The following is a 19,220-nucleotide window of genomic DNA, read 5'->3' as shown; positions in this document are numbered from 1 at the left end:
GCAGATAATCTCATGTATGGATTTTCAAATGTCTTTGTTGGGGTTATCGTTCTAATAGCACTCCTTAAGTTCATCCTATGGATGGGGTGGTGAGCAAAAATTAATAACATTCAACAAAATGAACCCACCAAGTGAATAAAAAATGAAGTTCGGATCGATTATAATTTACATTTATGGACTGGTGTTACTAGTTGGTTTAGGGTTGTCACTTAGGCAGATGGCACTGCTAAGGCAACTGTTTAAAGACAGAAAGCCTAGAGGACTTGAAACTTACAAATTTTTATGGCCCTTGTGGAAAAAGGAAACTTTGAAAAAACACTACGCAAGAAACTTAGATGAAGAAGTATTAATTGATAGGCTTGTAAAGCTCAGAACTATAAACACAATAATCTTTTCGCCATTCATTCTATTTTGGTTTGCGATTTTAATATTGGTTTTACTTACCCTGTAGTTTAATCAGCTTTAGAAATAGCATTGTATTTTACTTAAAAGCACTACAGTAAATTCCAAATGAAACCTTTACTTCTCCTACCCGTTTGTCAACCCTGACAAACTCCATATATCATGTCTAATACAAAACCCCTCCTCATCCTCGTAGCCGGACCGTACCGGTCGGGCACAAACGATAACCCCGAATTGATTGCCCAAAACGTAAAAGCCATGACCGACACCGCGCTTGAGCTTTACCGCAAAGGGCACATGCCGGTATTGGGCGAATGGTTTGCCTTGCCTTTGATTGAAGCTGCAGGGTCAAAAGAAATTGGTGATGACATCTTCAATGAAATTTTTCACCCGATCGCGGTTAAGCTGATTACGCACTGCGATGCTGTGTTGCGGATAGGCGGTGCTTCCAGCGGGGCCGATGAAATGGTTCGGGTTGGCAGGGAAAAGGGTAAACTTATTTTTTCCGATATCTCCGAAATATCCACCTTGCCGGGTAACTAACGGCCCGTTAACATGTTTTACTCTTAATCTAAAATAAAAACTGCCTCCATGCGACTTTCACGATAAGTAATCATCTATACCCGTACCCTACAGTTGAAAACACTTAAAAAAGCACTTATCGTGACATTCCTTATTCTTACAAGCCTGGCAGTGGCCCTAGTGTTGACTGCCTTTCTGTTCATTCGCTTCAGTCCGCAGTTTGGTGGTAAGCCCACGGCTGAACAGGTTAAGGTATTTGAAAATTCAGGGCACTACGTAAACGGCATTTTCGTCAACGAAATCCCCACGTCTATGGAAATGGGATTCGGCAAAATCATGTCGATTTTAAAAGATTACATAGTGGGTGTGCCGAACCAGACACCCAAAGATCCACTGCCTGTATTGCCGGTTGATTCGCTGACCATCGCAAACAAACCCGACACGCTAACGCGACTCACCTGGTTTGGGCATTCATCTTTCCTGCTGGAGATAAATGGGAAAAATATTTTGATTGATCCGATGTTTGGTCCTGCGCCATCGCCACATCCCTGGTTAGGCAAAAGTCGTTTTACCCAAGGCTTGCCCATTGCCATTGAAAAGCTCCCGCATATTGATGCGGTGATTTATTCGCACGATCATTATGATCACCTCGATTATGAATCGGTACAGAAGCTGAAAGGAAAAGTAAGTAAGTTTTATACCCCGCTTGGTGTCGGTGCTCACCTGCGCGCATGGGGTGTTTCCTCGGCTGAAATTCACGAACTCAATTGGTGGGAAGAAATAAAACACGAAGAGTTGACATTCGTGTGCGCACCCGCACGACATTTTTCCGGCAGGGCATTTGGTGATCGGTTTGCTACGCTGTGGGCATCGTGGATCATTCAAAGCAGCCAACAAAATATTTTCTTTAGTGGCGACAGCGGGTATGGCCCTCACTTTAAAACCATTGGTGAGAAGTATGGTCCGTTTGATTTTGCCATGATGGAATGCGGACAATATGATGCCCGCTGGGCCAACATCCACATGATGCCGGAAGAAACCGCCCAGGCAGCGGTTGATGTGAAGGCTAACGTGATGATGCCCATCCATTGGGGCACCTTTGTGTTGGCGCTTCATACCTGGAAAGATCCGATTGAACGAGTAACCAGAAAAGCAGCGGAACTCAACATGCCAGTTGCCACACCCCGTATTGGCGAACCCATTGTACTCAACCATCCGGAAATGCCTGCAAAAAAATGGTGGGAGGAAATTCAATAGTTCATAGATTGGGCTATGAATCAACAACCGCGCATAGTAACCCTCACCGAAAAGAAACTGATCGGCAAGCGCATCACCACCAGTTTAGTGAACAACCGAGCCGGTGAACTATGGCGCAGTTTCATGCCGCATCGAAAGCAAATTAGCAATCCTGTTTCCGCTGATCTCTTTTCACTTTCGATATACGATCCGGAATATTTCAACGCCTTTAATCCGGCACGCGAATTTGAAAAGTGGGCGTTGATTGAAGTAACGGATTTCAATAGCATGCCTTCAGGAATGGAACCCTTTACCCTACCGGGTGGACAGTATGCCGTTTTTGTGCATAAAGGATCGCATGAAGATGTAAGCACATTTCAATACATTTTTTCAACGTGGCTTCCACAAGCACCTTATGTGTTGGATGATCGGCCACATTTTGAATTACTTGGGCCCAACTACAAGCAAGGCTCACCGGATTCGGAAGAGGAAATTTGGATACCGGTAAAACCGAAAAGTATAAAACCATAATCAAGTGGTTAGTCTTTATCATCATAATACCGATCTACAATATGCTGACTGATCATCCGGTACAGTTCGGCAAGTTTCGGATCATCCGCTAAAAATTGCAGGTGGTTATCCAGCGTTTCGAAATCGCCACGTCTTGCAGGGCCGGTTTGAGCCTGTGCAGGCCCGATCGATAAACTCTTGTTGATGGTTTCGGCAATCAAGGGTTTTAGCCAATCGAAATCCAGGTCGTGTTGCTCAGCAATGTCGTTTGAAAGTCGCAGCATGTGGTTGGTGAAATTGGAGGCAAACACAGCGGCCACATGCAAGGCTTTGCGCGATGGAGAATCAATGGTGTGCACATGCTTGCTGATGGCCTCCCCCATTTTCAACAAGATGCGCTCCACGTCATCCGATTCACTCTCCACAAAAACAGGAATGTCTTTGAAGTCAACTTTGCGGTTTTTACTGAAGGTCTGCAACGGATAAAACACGCCAGTGTCGGGTGTGGCTGCGTAACCCAACCGACTTAAAGGCTGACTGCCCGAAGTGTGTAAGAGAATAGCTTCATCGGGTAAAATGATTTCACGCGCGATGTCTTCAATGGCATCATCCGAAACGGCAATGATAAAAATACGGGAAGGACTCGTGGAAAAATCCAACGTAGCTTTTACTTCCGCTTCATACAACCGTTGCACCAATGCTTCCGCGTGTGCCGGATTTCGGCTGTACACTTCACGCACGGCATAGCCGGCATTGTCCAGCGCAGGCGCCAGATGCCACGCCAGATTTCCTGATCCCGCAAACGATACCGAATAACTCATCGCGACTAAAATTAGAGAATTACCTGACGTAAATCATCCTCAGGGTGTTAACTTGTATAGTTATTTGTGCTGATCAATAAATGTTTTGTTATGTACCCCAAGATAGTCTCAGCCCGCGAAGCCGTTAAAGCCATTCAATCCGGAAACCGTGTGTTTGTGCATGGCAGCGCAGCCACACCCCAGTTCCTGTTAAAAGCCCTTGCCAAACGGGCACACGAATTAAAAAATGTTGAACTGATAGCCGTTAGCACATTAGGAGAATTGGAATTGGCCAAGCCCGAATACGCTGAAAGTTTCTACATCAATTCCCTGTTTGTTTCGTCCAACATCCGGGGTGCCATCAATGAAGGTCGCGGAAATTATATTCCCATCTTCCTTAGCGAGATTTCCAAACTTTTTGAGAAAGGTCTTCTTCCGATTGATGTTGCCCTGTTGCACATTTCACCACCTGATAAACATGGTTTATGTTCTTTGGGAGTTTCAGTTGATGTGGCTCGTGCAGCCGCCAAACATGCCAAATACATCATTGCGCAGGTAAACCCGAAAATGCCCCGCACGCATGGCGATGGCTTTATCGATATTCATCAGATTCATGCGCTGGTTGAAACCGATGACAACCTGCCCGAAGTAAATTATGCCGATTCGATTACCGAGTGCGACAGAACGATTGGAAAATATGCAGCCGAACTGGTGGAAGATCGAAGCACGCTGCAAATGGGCATTGGTGCCATACCCGATGCGGTATTGCAAAGCTTAACACATTGCAAAGACCTTGGCATTCACACCGAAATGTTTTCAAATGGAGTAATGGATCTGGTAAAGCGTGGCGTGATCACCAACAAGTACAAAAAGAAACACCGCGGCAAAACGGTTACCTCGTTTATGATTGGCAACCGTGACCTATATTCGTTTGTGGATGACAATCCGCAATTTGCTTTTCTTGAAGCCGAATATGTGAACGATGGAAGAATCATCCGCACCAACCCGAAAGTGGTGGCCATTAATAGTGCCATTGAAATTGACATCACCGGCCAGGTGTGTGCCGATTCAATTGGAACATATCAATACTCAGGTGTAGGCGGACAAATGGATTTCATCCGGGGTGCTTCGCTTTCAGAAGGTGGTAAACCGATTATTGCCTTAGGTTCAGCCACTAAAAAAGGCACCTCCAAAATTGTTCCTTACCTGAAGCAAGGTGCAGGCGTGGTAACCACACGCGCACACATGCATTACGTGGTAACGGAATATGGAGTAGCATACCTGTACGGAAAGAATTTGCGTCAGCGGGCATACGAACTCATGCGCATTGCACACCCCGATCATCGGGAGGCGCTGGAACAGGAAATTATCAAACGTTTTGGAAGCAACGTTTACGCCATGCAGTAATCAGGCTTCTACGTTGTAGAGTTCAGCAAGTTTCTCAACGGCAAAGTCAATTTCTTCTGCTGTATTGTATTTACTGAAAGAAAAGCGAACAGCTGCACGTTTTGATTGCGGATATAATGCCGCCAACACATGGGAACCCGTAGTGGCTCCGCTGGAACACGCACTGCCACCTGAAGCCGAAACACCTTGCAGGTCAAGGTTAAACAACAAGAGGCTGCTGTCGTCTGTCTCGGGTAAACTTACGTTCAGCACGGTGTATAAACTTCTCTCCAGGTTATCAGAATCACCATTGAAGAGCACACCCGGAATATTTTCTTTCAGCTTTTTAATCATGCGCGACTTCAACGCGGTGATGTGCTTCATATGCTCATCCATTTCGCGGTAAGCAATTTCCAATGCCTTCGCCAAACCGATAATGCCGTATACATTTTCGGTTCCGCCACGCATGTTGCGTTCCTGCGCACCACCATGAATAAACGAATGAATTTTTTTGTCTTTACGGATGTACATGAAACCTGCACCTTTCGGGCCATGAAACTTATGCGCACCGGCTGTCATGCCACACACTTTTAATGAACGCATATCATGATGATAGTGCCCCACGGTTTGTACCGTATCGGAATGAAAAAATGCACCGTAAGTTTCGCACAATTCTCCAACACGATTTATATCCAACAGGTTGCCGATTTCATTATTCGCATGCATCAACGACACCATGGCATTCGGATATTTTTTCAATAAGGCTTCCAGGTCACTCATGTCAACGTGGCCTTTTTCATCGAGCTTCACCATGTGCAGTTCGGCCTTGCCATGGCTGGCCAGGTTTTCAAGCGTGTGCGTTACCGCATGATGTTCGATGGGGGATGAAATGATGTGTTTGATGTTATAGGTTTCCGCAGCACAGGTCAGGATAGCATTGTCGGCTTCGGTACCACCCGAAGTGAAAATGATTTCACCGGGTGAGCAATGCAGTAGTTCTGCAATCTTTTTACGTGACGACTCGATGGCCGCGCGCACCTTGCGCCCGTGGGCATGTGTAGAGGATGGATTGCCAAAATCTTCGAGCATGAAGGGCTTCATGGCTTCAAAAACTTCGGGGTCGAGAGGGGTGGTAGCCGCGTTATCGAGGTAAATGCGCATGTTTTCAAACGATTTCGGGGCAAAAATAACACTCTTTATGGATATGGATAGGGTGAAAATCACATTCAACCCCAAAGGGATTGGTGATTATTATCATAAACTGCCTTGAGCTGCGCTCAAGGCTTTGAACATTAGAGCCCTTCGGACTCCTTCGATGGACAGCAACTAAGAAGTGAATCTAATGACAAGTCCGGAGGACTTGATGTTTTAACTAGGGTGCAATCGATGGACAAAAGCAAAATACCCAACAACAACCTGAAAGCCTGACTGCCGGAGGCAGGGGTTGAATGTCAATCTTACTTACCGTCAATTGCACTCCGGATATCACCCATAATTCGCTTTGCCAACGCATCCGCTTTTTTGGAATCCTGAGATTCGGCATAGATGCGGATGATGGGCTCTGTGTTGGATTTGCGTAAATGCACCCACTCCTTACTGGCTTCGAAATCAATCTTTACGCCATCCGCTGTGTTGATTTTTTCATGCATGTATTTCTTTTTAACAGCTTCCAGCACAGCATCCACATCAATGCCGGGTGTGAGTTCAATTTTATTTTTTGAAATAAAATAATCCGGATAGGTTTTTCGTAAAGCAGAGGCTTTCAATCCGGATTTTGCGAGATGTGATAAAAACAAGGCAATGCCCATCAGCGCATCACGACCGTAATGCAATTCAGGAAAAATCACGCCACCATTTCCTTCACCACCAATAACGGCTTTTGTCTCCTTCATCACATTCACCACATTCACCTCACCGACTGATGCCGCTGTATATTTTCCGCCTGCTTGCTCAGTCACATCGCGTAATGCACGCGTTGACGATAAATTGGAAACCGTATTCCCTTTCTTCTTTTTGAGAATATAATCAGCAACAGCCACCAGCGTATACTCTTCGCCAAATGGTTTCCCATCTTCCTGCACCAGGGCAAGGCGATCCACATCCGGATCAACCACAATACCGAGGTGACACTTACTTTTCTTTACCGCAGCACAAATGGCTTTAATATTTTCAGGAAGCGGTTCAGGATTGTGTGGGAATTTACCGTTAGGCTCACAGTACAACTCCACTACTTTTTTCACGCCCAGTTTTTTCAACAACAAGGGCACTGAAATACCACCGGTCGAGTTAACCGCGTCCACAGCAATCGTAAACTTTGCTTTCTTGATTGCGTTCACATCCACCCACTTGCTTTTTAAAATCAGGTCGATGTGTTTTTTGATGTACGAATCGTTGCGGGTATACTTTCCTAGTTTGCCGACTTCAGTAAATGAAAATTCTTCTGCTTCGGCAATACGCAATACTTCTGCCCCATCGGCAGCCGAAATAAATTCTCCTTTTTCATTCAGCAACTTCAGCGCATTCCATTGTATGGGATTATGACTGGCGGTTAGGATAATGCCTCCACCTGCTTTTTCAAGTGGCACTGCAATTTCTACCGTTGGCGTGGTGGATAATCCAAGATCAATTACATCTAATCCCAGACCTTGTAACGTAGAACAAACCAACGCGCTCACCATCTCGCCCGAAAGACGGGCATCGCGACCGATCACCACTTTTTTTCCTTTGCGCGCGATGATCCAACTGCCATAGGCGGCTGCAAATTTTACAACATCAACAGGAGTTAAGTTATCACCGGGTTTACCACCAATGGTACCCCGGATGCCGGAAATGGATTTGATTAATGACACAGGTATCGGATTAAGAAATCTGCGTCAAAGATAGTTTTGTAAAGGCTTTTGAGACTCGGTAATCAGACTTTTTTCACATTGGGCATTGCCGGGGGCTCTCCACCCGGGTTGCCGCAAGCCTGATCAGCAGCGCTGAGGGTTTTGCCACAGAAGTTGCAAGTCTCCCCATCCTTATTCAAAAAAGGACTTTGCGATGCGCAGGTTCCTTTGAATTCACCGCCTTTGATGAAAATCAAACGCACCGACATCAGGATAAAAAACAGGGCCAGAACACTAAGGGTAAGTAAAAAGACAGCCATGATAAAACAGGATTGATGAATACAGGTATTTTTTACCTTGCACAAAGATACAACAACACCGTTGTCTGATAAGTTTACGTGTAATGAAAAAACCATTTTCAACACCCGACCCCAACAGAGCATCCAAATTGGAGGCTTTTAACCGCCTGCTCACCACCATGAATGAACTGCGCGAAAACTGCCCGTGGGATAAAAAACAAACCCTGGAAAGTCTGCGCCACCTGACTATTGAAGAAACCTACGAACTTTCCGATGCCATTCTGGAGGGTGATTTGAATGAGGTGAAAAAAGAGTTAGGAGACCTGATGCTGCATAATGTATTCTATGCACGAATTGCTTCCGAGAAAGGTGCATTTGATATAGCCGATGTGATGAATGCCATCTGCGATAAACTGGTGGAGCGACACCCGCATATTTATGGCGATGTAGTGGCCAACGATGAAGAAACAGTGAAAGCAAACTGGGAAAAAATAAAACTCAAATCAGGAAACAAATCGGTGTTGGAAGGCGTGCCCAAATCACTGCCTGCCATGGTAAAAGCCATTCGTATACAGGATAAAGCCCGTGGCGTTGGGTTCGATTGGGAAAAGAAGGAGCAGGTGTGGGAAAAAGTAGAAGAAGAAATGCGTGAATTCAAAAATGAATTCAACGCTACGGAAGCAGAAAAAATCGACAAAGAAAAAGCTACTGCTGAATTTGGCGATCTGCTGTTCTCGCTGGTAAATTATGCCCGCTTCATCAACATCGACCCGGAAGAGGCACTGGAGCGTACCAATAAAAAATTTATAAAGCGCTTTCAGTATCTTGAAACTGAGTCGGCTAAAGATGGAAAGAAGTTGGGGGAAATGACCCTTGATGAGATGGATGTGTATTGGGAAAGAGCCAAAAAGTTGGCCGTAAGCAGCGGACAGAATACGATTTGATTTTGTTGAAATATGACAACCCTTTTACTTAACCTGATGCTGGGGCCGCTCATTCTTGTGCTGGCCGTTTTGTTTAAACGTTTTCCGGCAAAAAAGATTAATCACATCTACGGGTATCGTACGCCCCGTTCGATGAAAAGTCAGGAAGCGTGGGATTGTGCCAACCGCTATTCATCAAATGCCTTTGTGGTTATTGCCGCATTCATCTGTTTGGTGCAGGTGGTGTTGTGGTCGCTATTGCCTGCCAACGATGCCATTCTCTGGACAACCGGAGTCTTGGTGGCTGGTGTAATTGCGGTTATCCCCCTCACCGAGGTGCATCTGAAAAAGAGTGGATTTTAAATTTACTTCTCTCGGAACATCTTTTTTACGAACCGCTGAAAGGGGTTCCTGCTTACCTCTAGTTCAATAGCATATTTTACTGCGGGTGCTGAAAGCAATATCGTGGTGATAACTGTGAGCAATATCGCCACGAAAATTTCTTCGCTGATTAATCCGGCCTGCAAGGCAATCGTACTCAATATGATTTCGAGTGTACCGTGTGTATTCATACCCATACCGACAGCCAATGATTGAGAGGTCTTCAGTCCGCTTATGCGCGCACCGACCGTTGCACCGATTCCTTTTCCGATGAAGGCGAGAATGAAAATAACCACTACAAGTGGTAAGCTGAAGCTCACGACTAAATTGAGGTAAAGTCCAATCGACACAAAAAACAATGGCGCGAAAATGTTATTGATAAACTGATGCAGAATTTCTTTGGCGCGTTCGCTCATGTGTTCTGAATCGCCCAACACCACGCCCGCAATAAAAGCTCCGAAGATGGCGTGAATACCAATGTACTCAGTAAAAGCAGCCGATAAAAAGCAAAGCACGAGCGACAAAGAGAGTAACCCACCCGGCCAGGCCAGAAAACGGTTAACGTATGGTAGCAAATAATTGATAATGCCCCGTCCAATCGTAAGCATGATGCCGGTGAATCCAATCGTCATCCAAATGGTACGACTTAATGAATGTTCCTGATGTCCGCTTCCCATCATGGTTAAGATGATGCTGAAGATCATCCAGCAAACCAAGTCCACAATCATGGCGCTGGAAATAATCAGCATACCCATTGAGCTTTTGAACAGATCCAGATCCATTAAAATTCGTGCGATAACCGGAAGAGCGGTCATGCCCATCACGGTAGCCATGAACAGAGAAAATATCAGCGCATCATCTTCTGCCACGCCAAAAAATTGAGGGGTGGTATAGGCCACCAGAAATCCAACAATAAATGGAATTACCAGTGAGAAGAAACTTACCACAAGCGATTTCTTGCCTTGCTGCCAAACAATATGCAGGTCTACTTCGAGGCCAGCAATAAAAAGCAACAACACAATAGAAAGCTGCACCAGCCCATCCAACACCAGTCGCGACAAGCCTTCCATCGGAAACAAGCTGTTAAAAAAATCAGGTGCTACCGCGCCCAATAAGGTTGGTCCCAACACAATGCCGGCAATAATTTCACCCAACACAGCGGGCTGCTTAACTCTTCGCGCCAACTCAGCAAAGAACCTGCTGCAGGCCAGCAACACGCCAAGCTGCACCAGCAACAAAATAATTTCTTTTGAGGTAAGCTTATCCATGCGCGTGCTCTTTACCGGGGTTTACAATAAGCAGGTTACAAGGCAATTCAGCGAACACATACTCCAGGTCGTGCGGAAATATCCGATCTAGTAGCATTAGTCTGCGGGGCGGTGCTGAGACTATCAACAGGTTTGCATTCTTTCGTTTAGCAAACTGCGCCAATTCAAAACCCGATTTTCCGGATAATATTTTAATGTTGATTTTTAATCCCGCATGATTAGCCTTCCCCAACAATCGCTGCACATGATCGATCTCGTCTTCTACCAGTTTATGCCTGAGTTGTGTATATTCTTCCTCAGTAGCCTGATCGGCTGAAGACATGGAGAGACCATAAAGCTTTACTTCGCGTGCTACGTGCAGCCACCGCGCGTGTTCACGATTGGCAAATACACATGCCTGTCGTAAGGTTTCCTGTGTCAATACATGATCATCTGCGCTCACCACAATGTTATCAAAAGATGCTGGTGTAACAGAAGGTTGAATTAATGTTAACACCGAACAATTTGCTTTGCGTAAAATTTTACGCGCAATGGAACCCACATAGTGTTGCACCAATCCCTCCTTGCGCAACGCCCCCGTAACCAGTAAGTCAATCTGTTGCTCCTGACAAGTTTTCAGAATTTCGTTGGCCGGTTTTCCTTTGCGCCAACACACCGTAACATCAGCTGCCGACAGGTTATGTTTGCTTAACAATTTATCTAATGTGTGCTTCTCTGTATCACCATGCTCCCCCACATGAATCAGCACAAGTTCAGCCTCCCAGGTATTTTTCAACCGAATGGTTTCAGCCAGCATGGCTTCCACACGCGGAGAAAAGGCAATGGCCAGACCGATCTTCTTGAATAGCGGAGTCACAGCAATAAATTAGTCAGTTAATGATACGCAAGATAATTGATAATCCCGGCATAACTTCCGTGAATCGATTTTAGCAATTGAATTTAGTTTTTTACTTTCAAGCGAAAGGATTTAAGCATGCGATCAAGACCGTTGCGGGATTTCATCATCGGAAAAACAATCATCCCTTCGCTCAAGCTGTATAAACAGGCATTGTTGCGGGGGCAGATTGCCTTGATGATGTTTTTTACCGGTATTGGTTATGTAGGAATTGACATAGCCTACTCGATATACCGCAACGTGCCGATGTATTCACTCATTGCTGCGGTTGGACTGCTTGCCTTTTTTTTGAACCGGGCCCGCCATTACCGCTTAGCCACTATCGTCATCACCCTTTCAGCCAATATCATTATCTATTTATTTGCGGCTTCTGAACCACCATCCAGTGGTGTTTATATTTTCTTTTTACCTGTCGCACTCTCTTCTATTGTTTTGTTTAGTTATCAGGAGTGGTATTATGCTTTTGGGTTTGTGATCCTTGGCGTAACCCTTTTTTTACTAGCCTTTCTATCCGACTTCACCATTCTGCCCGAGGTGCCTGGTACAGATGCTACTGACGATTTGTATTTTCTGATCAATTATGTAATCGCAACTACGGTTTCGGTATTGATTATTTACTTTCTCATCAACATCAATTACCATGTTGAAAAGTCGCTACGGGAAAATGAATCACGGCTACTTCAACTCACAGAAGAATTAAAACAAAGCAACACGGAGCTTGATCGGTTTGTATACAGTGTTTCGCACGATTTGCGTGCGCCCCTTAGTTCACTGATGGGCCTGGTAACACTTGCTGAAAAGACAACAAACGCAGAGGAAACCGCAACGTTGCTTTCCATGATGCGCAACCGCATCGATGCCCAGGAAAAATTCATTCGCGATATTATTGACTACTCCCGAAATGCACGACTGAACCACGACCCCGAAGACACAAACCTGAACGACATCATTCGGGAGATCATGGATAACCTGCGCTATGCTGAAGAAGTATCATCGGTAAAAATAAAAACCGACATTCCGGAAAACTATTCCCTGAAAACCGACAAAGTCCGCCTTAAAATTGTGCTGAACAACCTGGTTTCGAATGCACTGAAATATCACGATCGCCATAAGGCCGAACGTTATGTGCGCATACAGGTGCAAAATGAAAACAACCATTGCGAAATTCTGGTGGAAGACAATGGTGTTGGCATAAAGCCCGATCACCATGAGAAAATATTCGATATGTTTTACCGGGCATCCGAAAACTCAAAGGGATCGGGCCTCGGATTGTACATTGCCCGTGAGGCCGTAAAGAAGCTGGGAGGCCAAATCACTGTGGAATCGGAGCTGGGAAAGGGCACCCGATTCAGGATTATACTGCCTAAAAATTAAATCCTACTCATTTTCGATCCACAGGCCTCAAAAACCTTAAAATCTTCAAAGAATCTTGCATCCACCATATCCGGTGGCAGATGAAAACTTTCGGGCGGATGCCTTAAAATACCTTTGCACGTTGGTTTTAATAACAGTATGAAAAGGGCTATCCGTAACCTCATAATAGGCAAAAACAATTACATCGATTCGTGGACGGAGTACCGGCAGGTGATCCTTTCGGGGCACTTTGCGCTGATCGCGATCATGGTGTGCTTCATCTATACGCTAATTGATCTAAGTTGGGATTTATACAAACCCATACCCGTATACCTGTTTTGTATTGGTATGCTCAGTCTGGCAATCGGGCTGCACAGAAGAGGAAAGCATTGCACCGCCTACTACATTATTTTTCCTACACTCAATTTTGTGGTTTACCTGTTTGCTTCAAGCGAAGCCCCGGCAACGGGAGCCTACATTCTGTTTATACCCATAGCGCTGGGCGCCTTTGCTGTGTTTAATTACAAGCAACGGTTTATAGCCGTTAACCTGGCCGCACTAACGTATAGTTTGTTTGTGCTGGCCTACTTTGGCGATTTCTCCATCTTACCAAAGCGGATGTACTCCGAGCAGGAATTGATGGCCAATTTTCTGATCAATTTTGCCGTGGCACTGCCCACTTCCATCCTTGCCATTTATTTGCTGATCAGTTTGAATCATCATAACGGTCGCGAGTTGGTGAACAGCAACCGTATGCTTAAAAAACTCAACGAAGAACTTGACCGCTTTGTGTACAGCACATCGCATGATTTGCGGGCTCCGTTATCGTCTGTTGCCGGATTGATTAATCTGGCGAGAGACAACGAAAATCCGCAAGAGGTAAAGCGGTACCTGGGCATGATGGAGAGCCGGGTGAACACGTTGAATAAATTTATCAAGGACATCACCGACTATTCCCGAAACAACCGCCTGGAGATTACACGCGAAAGAATTCGGGTACATGAATTGGCTAACGAGATTTGGGAAGCACTGAAATATACACCTGAAGCGCAAGTGATTACGTTTAAAAATGAAATTCCGGAAGACCTGATCATTCAAAGTGATACCCGAAGGATTCACGTCATTCTTTCCAATTTGATTTCCAACGCCATCCGCTATCACGATTTGCGAAAAGAAGAACCGTACATTCGCCTGCAACACCATGCCGTTAACACCTCACACTCCTTTAGTGTAGAAGATAATGGCCAGGGCATTGCCCCTGAAATTCAAAAGCGGGTGTTCGATATGTTCTACCGGGGCAATGAATCTTCGCAGGGTTCGGGGTTAGGACTCTATATTGTAAAGGAGACTACTTCCAAACTGGCCGGATCAATTCACTTAAATTCCCATCCCCGAAAGGGCAGCACCTTTACCTTTACAGTGCCGGCTTAATAGCTTCTGCGGAAGTTTTTGGGAGAATCCGGTAATCATTCACCCAAGTCTTATATTTGCGCCTTATGGCGAATCAAGAAGACAACCTGTTTAAGAATGTGATCGCCCATGCCAAGGAGTATGGGTTTATTTTTCCTTCCAGCGAGATTTATGACGGACTCAGTGCCGTGTACGACTACGGTCAGAATGGCGCAGAACTGAAGAATAATATTAAGGAGTACTGGTGGAAATTCATGACCATGCTCCACGAAAACATTGTGGGCATCGATGCCGCCATTTTCATGCACCCCACTACCTGGAAAGCCTCCGGCCACGTAGATGCGTTTAACGATCCGATGATCGATAATAAAGATTCGAAAAAGCGCTACCGTGCTGATCAGCTGATTGAAGGCTACATTGAAAAGTTGGAAGAAAAAATTGAAAAGGAAGTTGAAAAGGCTGCCAAACGCTTTGAAAACTTTGATCGCAACATGTTTGTGACTACCAATGCGCGTGTGATAGAGTATCAAAAAAAGATTGATGAGGTAAATGACAAAATGAAAGATGCGTTGGGTTCCGGAAACATGGAAGCCCTGAAGCAACTGATCATTGACCTGGAAATAGCCGATCCGATTTCCGGCTCGCGCAACTGGACAGATGTACGCCAGTTCAACCTGATGTTTTCAACAGAAATGGGCTCGGTAGCCGATGATGCCAACAAGATTTACCTCCGCCCCGAAACGGCTCAAGGGATTTTTGTAAACTTTTTAAACGTGCAAAAAACCGGGCGCATGAAAATACCGTTCGGCATCGCGCAAATTGGTAAAGCATTTCGAAATGAGATTGTAGCGCGCCAGTTCATTTTCCGTATGCGCGAATTTGAACAAATGGAAATGCAGTTTTTTGTGAAGCCGGGCGAAGAAATGAAATGGTACGAGTTCTGGAAGGAGAAGCGCATGAAATGGCACAAAGCGCTCGGCTTGGGTGAAGAGAACTATCGCTTCCACGATCACCTGAACCTGGCGCACTACGCAAACGCAGCTTGTGATATCCAGTTCAATTTCCCGATGGGCTTCCGCGAGCTTGAGGGCATTCATTCACGCACCGACTTTGACTTAAAAAGCCACGAAAAATACAGCGGCAAAAAACTGCAGTACTTTGATCCGGAAGACAATCAGAATTACATACCATATGTAGTTGAAACTTCCATTGGTCTCGACCGGATGTTTCTCGCTGTACTTTCTACTTCATACAAAGAAGAAAAACTGGCCGATGGCAGTGAGCGTGTGGTGTTGCGTATTCCTGCCCCGTTGGCACCCAACAAGGTTGCCATACTTCCGCTCACCAAAAAAGACGGGCTTCCTGAAAAGGCGATGGAAATCATGAACGAGTTGAAATTTCATGTGCGTTGCTTCTATGAAGAAAAAGATGCCATTGGAAAACGCTACCGTAGGCAGGACGCCATCGGCACCCCCTACTGTGTAACGGTTGATCACCAAACGCTTCAGGACAACACCGTAACCATTCGCCACCGCGATACGATGGAACAGGAACGCGTTCCGGTCAGCTCGCTAAAGGATACGCTCACACAAGCTTGTTCCATCAATAACATCCTGAAAAGGATTTAATATCAACGCATGGTTTTCTTCATTGTGGTAGTAGGTTTCATTGTTGTAGTGGTCTACTACCGCAATCAACTGGAAGTTGCCTATGAAGAAGTGGGTCGGATGACTGCGCCTATTCGTTCAACTATTCTCCCGTTTCCCAACCACTACAAAGAAATCTTACAGAAATACTTTGGGTACTACAACCGGCTGAACACGCAACAACAACATGCGTTTGAGCAGAAGCTGCTCTACTTTATCATGAGTAAGAAATTTATTCCGCGCCAGTTCAGACCGGTTACGGATGAAATGAAAGTGATGATTGGTGCGTGTGCGGTCCAGTTGACATTCGGTTTGCCGCGCGTGTACCTGCAACACTTCGATAAAATTCTGATTTATCCTACCGATTACTATTCTTCCATAAGCAAACGTTTTCATAAAGGCGAAGTAAACCCAGCCTTTGGTGCGATTGTGTTAAGCTGGAAAAGTTTTGTGGATGGATACATCTATACAAATGATTCCGTTAACCTGGGATTGCACGAAATGGCGCATGCTCTTCGCTTAGAGAACATCATTCACAACGATGAATACAATTTCTTTGATGATGCGTTGGTAGAACAATTTGACACGTATGCGCGTCAGTTGTGCAGCCTCCCTTCTTCAGAAGATACATTTCTGCGCGCCTATGCTTGTGCCAACCCACATGAATTTTTTGCCGTGGCTGTAGAGAACTTTTTTGAACGACCAGCCGAGTTTAAAAACGCCTTGCCGGAGGTTTACGCCATCCTTGCCAAACTGCTTAATCAGGACCCCATTCTTCACTTTTCATAGGGTAAAAACCCTGTAAATCATTAGCTTTGGAGCTTAATTTCCGCATCCAGACACCAATTCACCATGTGGACATCCCTTGCGCACTTTATTATTTCGTACCGGCTTCCGCTCTTCATTTTAATTGCAATCATCACGGTTTTCATGGGCTACCATGGTCGAACTGTAGAGATGAGTTACGATTTCAGGGGCACGGTACCTGCCAATGATCCTGAGCAGGTTTTTTTCGATCAGTTCAAGCAACAATTTGGTGAAGATGGTGGCATTGTTGCCGTTGGATTGAAAGACAGCACCATCTATCAATACAAAAATTTCGAAAAGCTGCGTGAGTTTTGTGTCTCCGTTCGGCAGATACCCGGTGTGAATGAAGTGATCTCGCTTCCGCAAATCAAAATGATTGAGAAAGACACCGCGCAGAAAAAATTCAACCTCGTTGACATTTTTCCCGGCAAAATAAAAAGTCAGGAAGAGCTAGACAGTTTATTAATTGAAGCCAAAAAACAAAAGTTCTACCTCGGGCAAATTGTCAATCAGCAAAATGGAGCAATCGCCATTCTGATTTCGATAAACAAGGAATACCTGAACTCCGTCCGCAGAATGGACGTGACGAACGAAATCATTGAACGTGGTGGCCACTTCAAGGAAAGCACAGGAATAGAATTGCATTATGCCGGACTTCCGTTTGTGCGTTCAGTGATTGCACAACGGGTGAGTGCAGAACTAAAAATTTTCCTGGCCCTATCAGTTGTAGTTACCGGAATCATCCTGTTGATTTTCTTCCGCTCATTCCGCGCCATGATCTTTCCGTTGCTGGTGATCGGTATCGTGGTGGTGTGGGTGCTTGGAACAATTGCATTGTTTGGCTTTAAGATCACCTTACTAAGTGGAATGATTCCCCCCATCATTGTGGTAATCGGAATACCCAATGCCATTTACCTGATGAATAAATACCACGCAGAGTTTGCTGCGCACGGCAACAAAATGCTGGCTATCAGTCGGGTAATTCGTAAAGTAGGTGTAGCAACCTTTCTGACTAATCTTACAACAGCGATTGGCTTTCTTGTATTACTAACTGCCGACATCACCATACTTCGTGAGTTTGGTATTGTAGCGGGTATTAATGTGATGGCCACCTTTGTGGTGAGCTTGATTTTAATTCCCGGTGTGTTCTCGTGGATGCCACCACCATCGGCAAAGCATTTACGTCATCTTGATTTCAAACTGATTGATACACTCTTAACCGGAATTGATTTAAGTGTACACCGTCACCGCGCCATGATTTACTCCATTACCATTGTATTGGTTGGCTTTGCAGTGATTGGCATGTGGCGCATCCACACGGTTTCGTTTATGGTGGATGATCTGCCAGAGAACAGCACGGAAAAACAAGATCTGAAATTTTTTGAAGAACATTTCAGCGGAGTGATGCCGCTGGAAATGGTGGTGGACACCGGAAAACGCAGGGGCGTAATTGATGTAAAGAACCTGCAAAAGATTGACGAGTTCGAACTGTTTTTGGATTCACTCCAACCCATTTCAAAACCGGTTTCTATTGTAAGTTTTGTAAAAGCTGCCAAGCAGGCGTTTTATAACAACAACCCGGCACGCTACTCCTTACCCGATAATCGCGAGCGTAATTTTATTTTGCCATACCTGAAAGGACAATCCGATGCATCGGGACTTTTCAATTCGTTTGTTGATTCCACGCTACAAACTATGCGCATCTCGTTGCAGGTTGCCGATATTGGTTCTGATAAAATGGATTCGTTGATCAACCAGGTTATCCAACCCCGAATTGATACATTGTTCACGGATACGGACATCACCGTAAAAATTACCGGAACCACTCCCCTGTTTATCAAGGGTAATTCCTTTCTTATTAATAACCTGAAAGGAAGTTTGCTGCTGGCTTTTGGATTGATCGCGTTAACGATGGGCTTTTTGTTTGCCAACATCCGCATGATCATCATTGCACTGATTCCCAACATTATTCCCATGATGATCACCGCTTCATTGATGGGTTACTTTGGTGTTCCACTAAAGCCGAGCACGGTTCTTATCTTTAGCATAGCCTTTGGTATTTCCGTTGATTATTCCATTCACTTTTTAGCCAAGTACCGGCAGGAACTTCATGCCAAAAGATTTTTTGTGCCGGTAGCCGTAAGCGCTACCATTCTGGAAGTAGGAAAAAGCATGGTCTATACCTCCATCGTGTTACTGGCTGGGTTTATCATTTTTGCTTTCTCTTCATTTGGCGGCACCATTGCGCTGGGTGTACTAACCTCCATCACCCTGGGTATTTCCATGTGCACCAACCTGATTCTGTTGCCAGCCCTGATTATGACATTCGATCGGCAACACCGACAAGGCGAAAAGCATACGCTGATTGAAGAGGTGGAAGCCGGATTTTATTCGGAGGCTGAAGACGAAGAAATTGACCTGAGTAAGATCAAAATCCACAACCGTCACCCGGCTGCAGAATAGGCTGAAAAGCCCTGTTTTCTACGTTCGGATTTCACATTCCCTGCCTTATCTTTGCGCTCTTATTCAGTTGAAAATCAACGATTACGGATAG

17 protein-coding genes are annotated in these 19,220 nt (G+C 45.2%); 11 read left to right on the top strand and 6 right to left on the bottom strand.

Annotated elements, in window-relative coordinates:
* The first annotated feature begins 564 nt into the window (after positions 1–564).
* From QY309_18395 to QY309_18385, 3 genes are all read left to right on the top strand, one after another.
* On the top strand, positions 565–945 hold the full coding sequence (locus QY309_18395; protein WKZ59817.1) for a DUF4406 domain-containing protein: 381 nt from the start codon (positions 565–567) through the stop codon (positions 943–945).
* Between the two features lie 120 nt (positions 946–1,065).
* Positions 1,066–2,181: an MBL fold metallo-hydrolase gene (locus QY309_18390; GenBank protein ID WKZ59816.1), complete on the top strand. Its 1,116-nt coding sequence runs from the start codon at positions 1,066–1,068 to the stop codon at positions 2,179–2,181.
* 15 nt (positions 2,182–2,196) lie between these two features.
* The gene (locus QY309_18385; GenBank protein WKZ59815.1) at positions 2,197–2,691 is read left to right on the top strand and encodes a GyrI-like domain-containing protein; all 495 of its coding nucleotides are present in this window, start codon (positions 2,197–2,199) and stop codon (positions 2,689–2,691) included.
* Between the two features lie 8 nt (positions 2,692–2,699).
* Here QY309_18385 and QY309_18380 read toward each other — a convergent pair whose 3' ends face one another.
* Entirely contained in the window at positions 2,700–3,491 is a 792-nt protein-coding gene (locus QY309_18380) for a DUF2520 domain-containing protein (GenBank protein ID WKZ59814.1), read from the bottom strand.
* 90 nt (positions 3,492–3,581) lie between these two features.
* Between QY309_18380 and QY309_18375 the strand changes: the two genes are divergently transcribed.
* The gene (locus QY309_18375; protein WKZ59813.1) at positions 3,582–4,877 is read left to right on the top strand and encodes an acetyl-CoA hydrolase/transferase C-terminal domain-containing protein; all 1,296 of its coding nucleotides are present in this window, start codon (positions 3,582–3,584) and stop codon (positions 4,875–4,877) included.
* Here the strand turns inward: QY309_18375 and QY309_18370 are convergent, their stop codons facing one another.
* From QY309_18370 to QY309_18360, 3 genes are all read right to left on the bottom strand, one after another.
* Positions 4,878–6,017 carry a cysteine desulfurase family protein gene (locus QY309_18370; GenBank protein ID WKZ59812.1) on the bottom strand — a complete coding sequence of 380 codons (1,140 nt, stop codon included), beginning with the start codon at positions 6,015–6,017 and terminating at the stop codon, positions 4,878–4,880.
* A 296-nt stretch (positions 6,018–6,313) separates the two neighbouring features.
* On the bottom strand, positions 6,314–7,705 hold the full coding sequence (gene glmM / locus QY309_18365; GenBank protein ID WKZ59811.1) for a phosphoglucosamine mutase: 1,392 nt from the start codon (positions 7,703–7,705) through the stop codon (positions 6,314–6,316).
* Positions 7,706–7,767: 62 nt separating this feature from the next.
* Positions 7,768–8,004: a hypothetical protein gene (locus QY309_18360; protein WKZ59810.1), complete on the bottom strand. Its 237-nt coding sequence runs from the start codon at positions 8,002–8,004 to the stop codon at positions 7,768–7,770.
* An 83-nt stretch (positions 8,005–8,087) separates the two neighbouring features.
* Between QY309_18360 and mazG the strand changes: the two genes are divergently transcribed.
* Complete coding sequence (gene mazG / locus QY309_18355; protein WKZ59809.1) at positions 8,088–8,927, top strand: nucleoside triphosphate pyrophosphohydrolase; 840 nt, start codon at positions 8,088–8,090, stop codon at positions 8,925–8,927.
* Between the two features lie 12 nt (positions 8,928–8,939).
* A complete protein-coding gene (locus tag QY309_18350) occupies positions 8,940–9,269 on the top strand; it encodes an SdpI family protein (GenBank protein WKZ59808.1) in 330 nt (109 codons plus the stop codon).
* Between the two features lie 2 nt (positions 9,270–9,271).
* On the opposite strand, the gene QY309_18345 is transcribed toward QY309_18350, so the two are convergent.
* The gene (locus QY309_18345; protein WKZ59807.1) at positions 9,272–10,555 is read right to left on the bottom strand and encodes a cation:proton antiporter; all 1,284 of its coding nucleotides are present in this window, start codon (positions 10,553–10,555) and stop codon (positions 9,272–9,274) included.
* On the bottom strand, positions 10,548–11,411 hold the full coding sequence (locus QY309_18340; GenBank protein WKZ59806.1) for a universal stress protein: 864 nt from the start codon (positions 11,409–11,411) through the stop codon (positions 10,548–10,550). The genes QY309_18345 and QY309_18340 overlap by 8 nt, the downstream gene beginning before the upstream one ends.
* Positions 11,412–11,528: 117 nt before the next feature.
* Here QY309_18340 and QY309_18335 point away from each other — a divergent pair, with 117 nt between their 5' ends.
* The 5 genes from QY309_18335 (at position 11,529) to QY309_18315 (ending at position 19,129) form a co-directional block, all read left to right on the top strand.
* On the top strand, positions 11,529–12,824 hold the full coding sequence (locus tag QY309_18335) for a HAMP domain-containing sensor histidine kinase (protein WKZ59805.1): 1,296 nt from the start codon (positions 11,529–11,531) through the stop codon (positions 12,822–12,824).
* Positions 12,825–12,962: 138 nt separating this feature from the next.
* Positions 12,963–14,234 (top strand): HAMP domain-containing sensor histidine kinase, encoded by a 1,272-nt coding sequence (locus tag QY309_18330; protein WKZ59804.1) that lies wholly within the window; start codon positions 12,963–12,965, stop codon positions 14,232–14,234.
* Positions 14,235–14,299: 65 nt separating this feature from the next.
* The gene (locus QY309_18325) at positions 14,300–15,841 is read left to right on the top strand and encodes a glycine--tRNA ligase (protein ID WKZ59803.1); all 1,542 of its coding nucleotides are present in this window, start codon (positions 14,300–14,302) and stop codon (positions 15,839–15,841) included.
* Between the two features lie 9 nt (positions 15,842–15,850).
* On the top strand, positions 15,851–16,648 hold the full coding sequence (locus QY309_18320) for a zinc-dependent peptidase (protein ID WKZ59802.1): 798 nt from the start codon (positions 15,851–15,853) through the stop codon (positions 16,646–16,648).
* 63 nt (positions 16,649–16,711) lie between these two features.
* The gene (locus QY309_18315) at positions 16,712–19,129 is read left to right on the top strand and encodes an MMPL family transporter (protein ID WKZ59801.1); all 2,418 of its coding nucleotides are present in this window, start codon (positions 16,712–16,714) and stop codon (positions 19,127–19,129) included.
* The last annotated feature ends 91 nt before the right edge of the window (positions 19,130–19,220 follow it).

The sequence above is a fragment of the Cyclobacteriaceae bacterium genome, from assembly GCA_030584025.1.
Lineage (GTDB): Bacteria > Bacteroidota > Bacteroidia > Cytophagales > Cyclobacteriaceae > UBA2336.
The sequence above is the reverse complement of the archived record's forward strand: the minus strand, read 5'-3'. Positions and strand labels throughout refer to the sequence as shown.

Excerpts from the sequence above, each read along its gene's own strand:
- QY309_18395 (WKZ59817.1), top strand. The coding sequence starts at position 565 with ATGTCTAATACAAAACCCCTCCTCATCCTCGTAGCCGGACCGTACCGG.
- QY309_18385 (WKZ59815.1), top strand. The coding sequence starts at position 2,197 with ATGAATCAACAACCGCGCATAGTAACCCTCACCGAAAAGAAACTGATC.
- QY309_18380 (WKZ59814.1), bottom strand. The coding sequence starts at position 3,491 with ATGAGTTATTCGGTATCGTTTGCGGGATCAGGAAATCTGGCGTGGCAT.
- QY309_18375 (WKZ59813.1), top strand. The coding sequence starts at position 3,582 with ATGTACCCCAAGATAGTCTCAGCCCGCGAAGCCGTTAAAGCCATTCAA.
- QY309_18370 (WKZ59812.1), bottom strand. The coding sequence starts at position 6,017 with ATGCGCATTTACCTCGATAACGCGGCTACCACCCCTCTCGACCCCGAA.
- QY309_18360 (WKZ59810.1), bottom strand. The coding sequence starts at position 8,004 with ATGGCTGTCTTTTTACTTACCCTTAGTGTTCTGGCCCTGTTTTTTATC.
- mazG (WKZ59809.1), top strand. The coding sequence starts at position 8,088 with ATGAAAAAACCATTTTCAACACCCGACCCCAACAGAGCATCCAAATTG.
- QY309_18350 (WKZ59808.1), top strand. The coding sequence starts at position 8,940 with ATGACAACCCTTTTACTTAACCTGATGCTGGGGCCGCTCATTCTTGTG.
- QY309_18345 (WKZ59807.1), bottom strand. The coding sequence starts at position 10,555 with ATGGATAAGCTTACCTCAAAAGAAATTATTTTGTTGCTGGTGCAGCTT.
- QY309_18335 (WKZ59805.1), top strand. The coding sequence starts at position 11,529 with ATGCGATCAAGACCGTTGCGGGATTTCATCATCGGAAAAACAATCATC.
- QY309_18330 (WKZ59804.1), top strand. The coding sequence starts at position 12,963 with ATGAAAAGGGCTATCCGTAACCTCATAATAGGCAAAAACAATTACATC.
- QY309_18325 (WKZ59803.1), top strand. The coding sequence starts at position 14,300 with ATGGCGAATCAAGAAGACAACCTGTTTAAGAATGTGATCGCCCATGCC.
- QY309_18320 (WKZ59802.1), top strand. The coding sequence starts at position 15,851 with ATGGTTTTCTTCATTGTGGTAGTAGGTTTCATTGTTGTAGTGGTCTAC.
- QY309_18315 (WKZ59801.1), top strand. The coding sequence starts at position 16,712 with ATGTGGACATCCCTTGCGCACTTTATTATTTCGTACCGGCTTCCGCTC.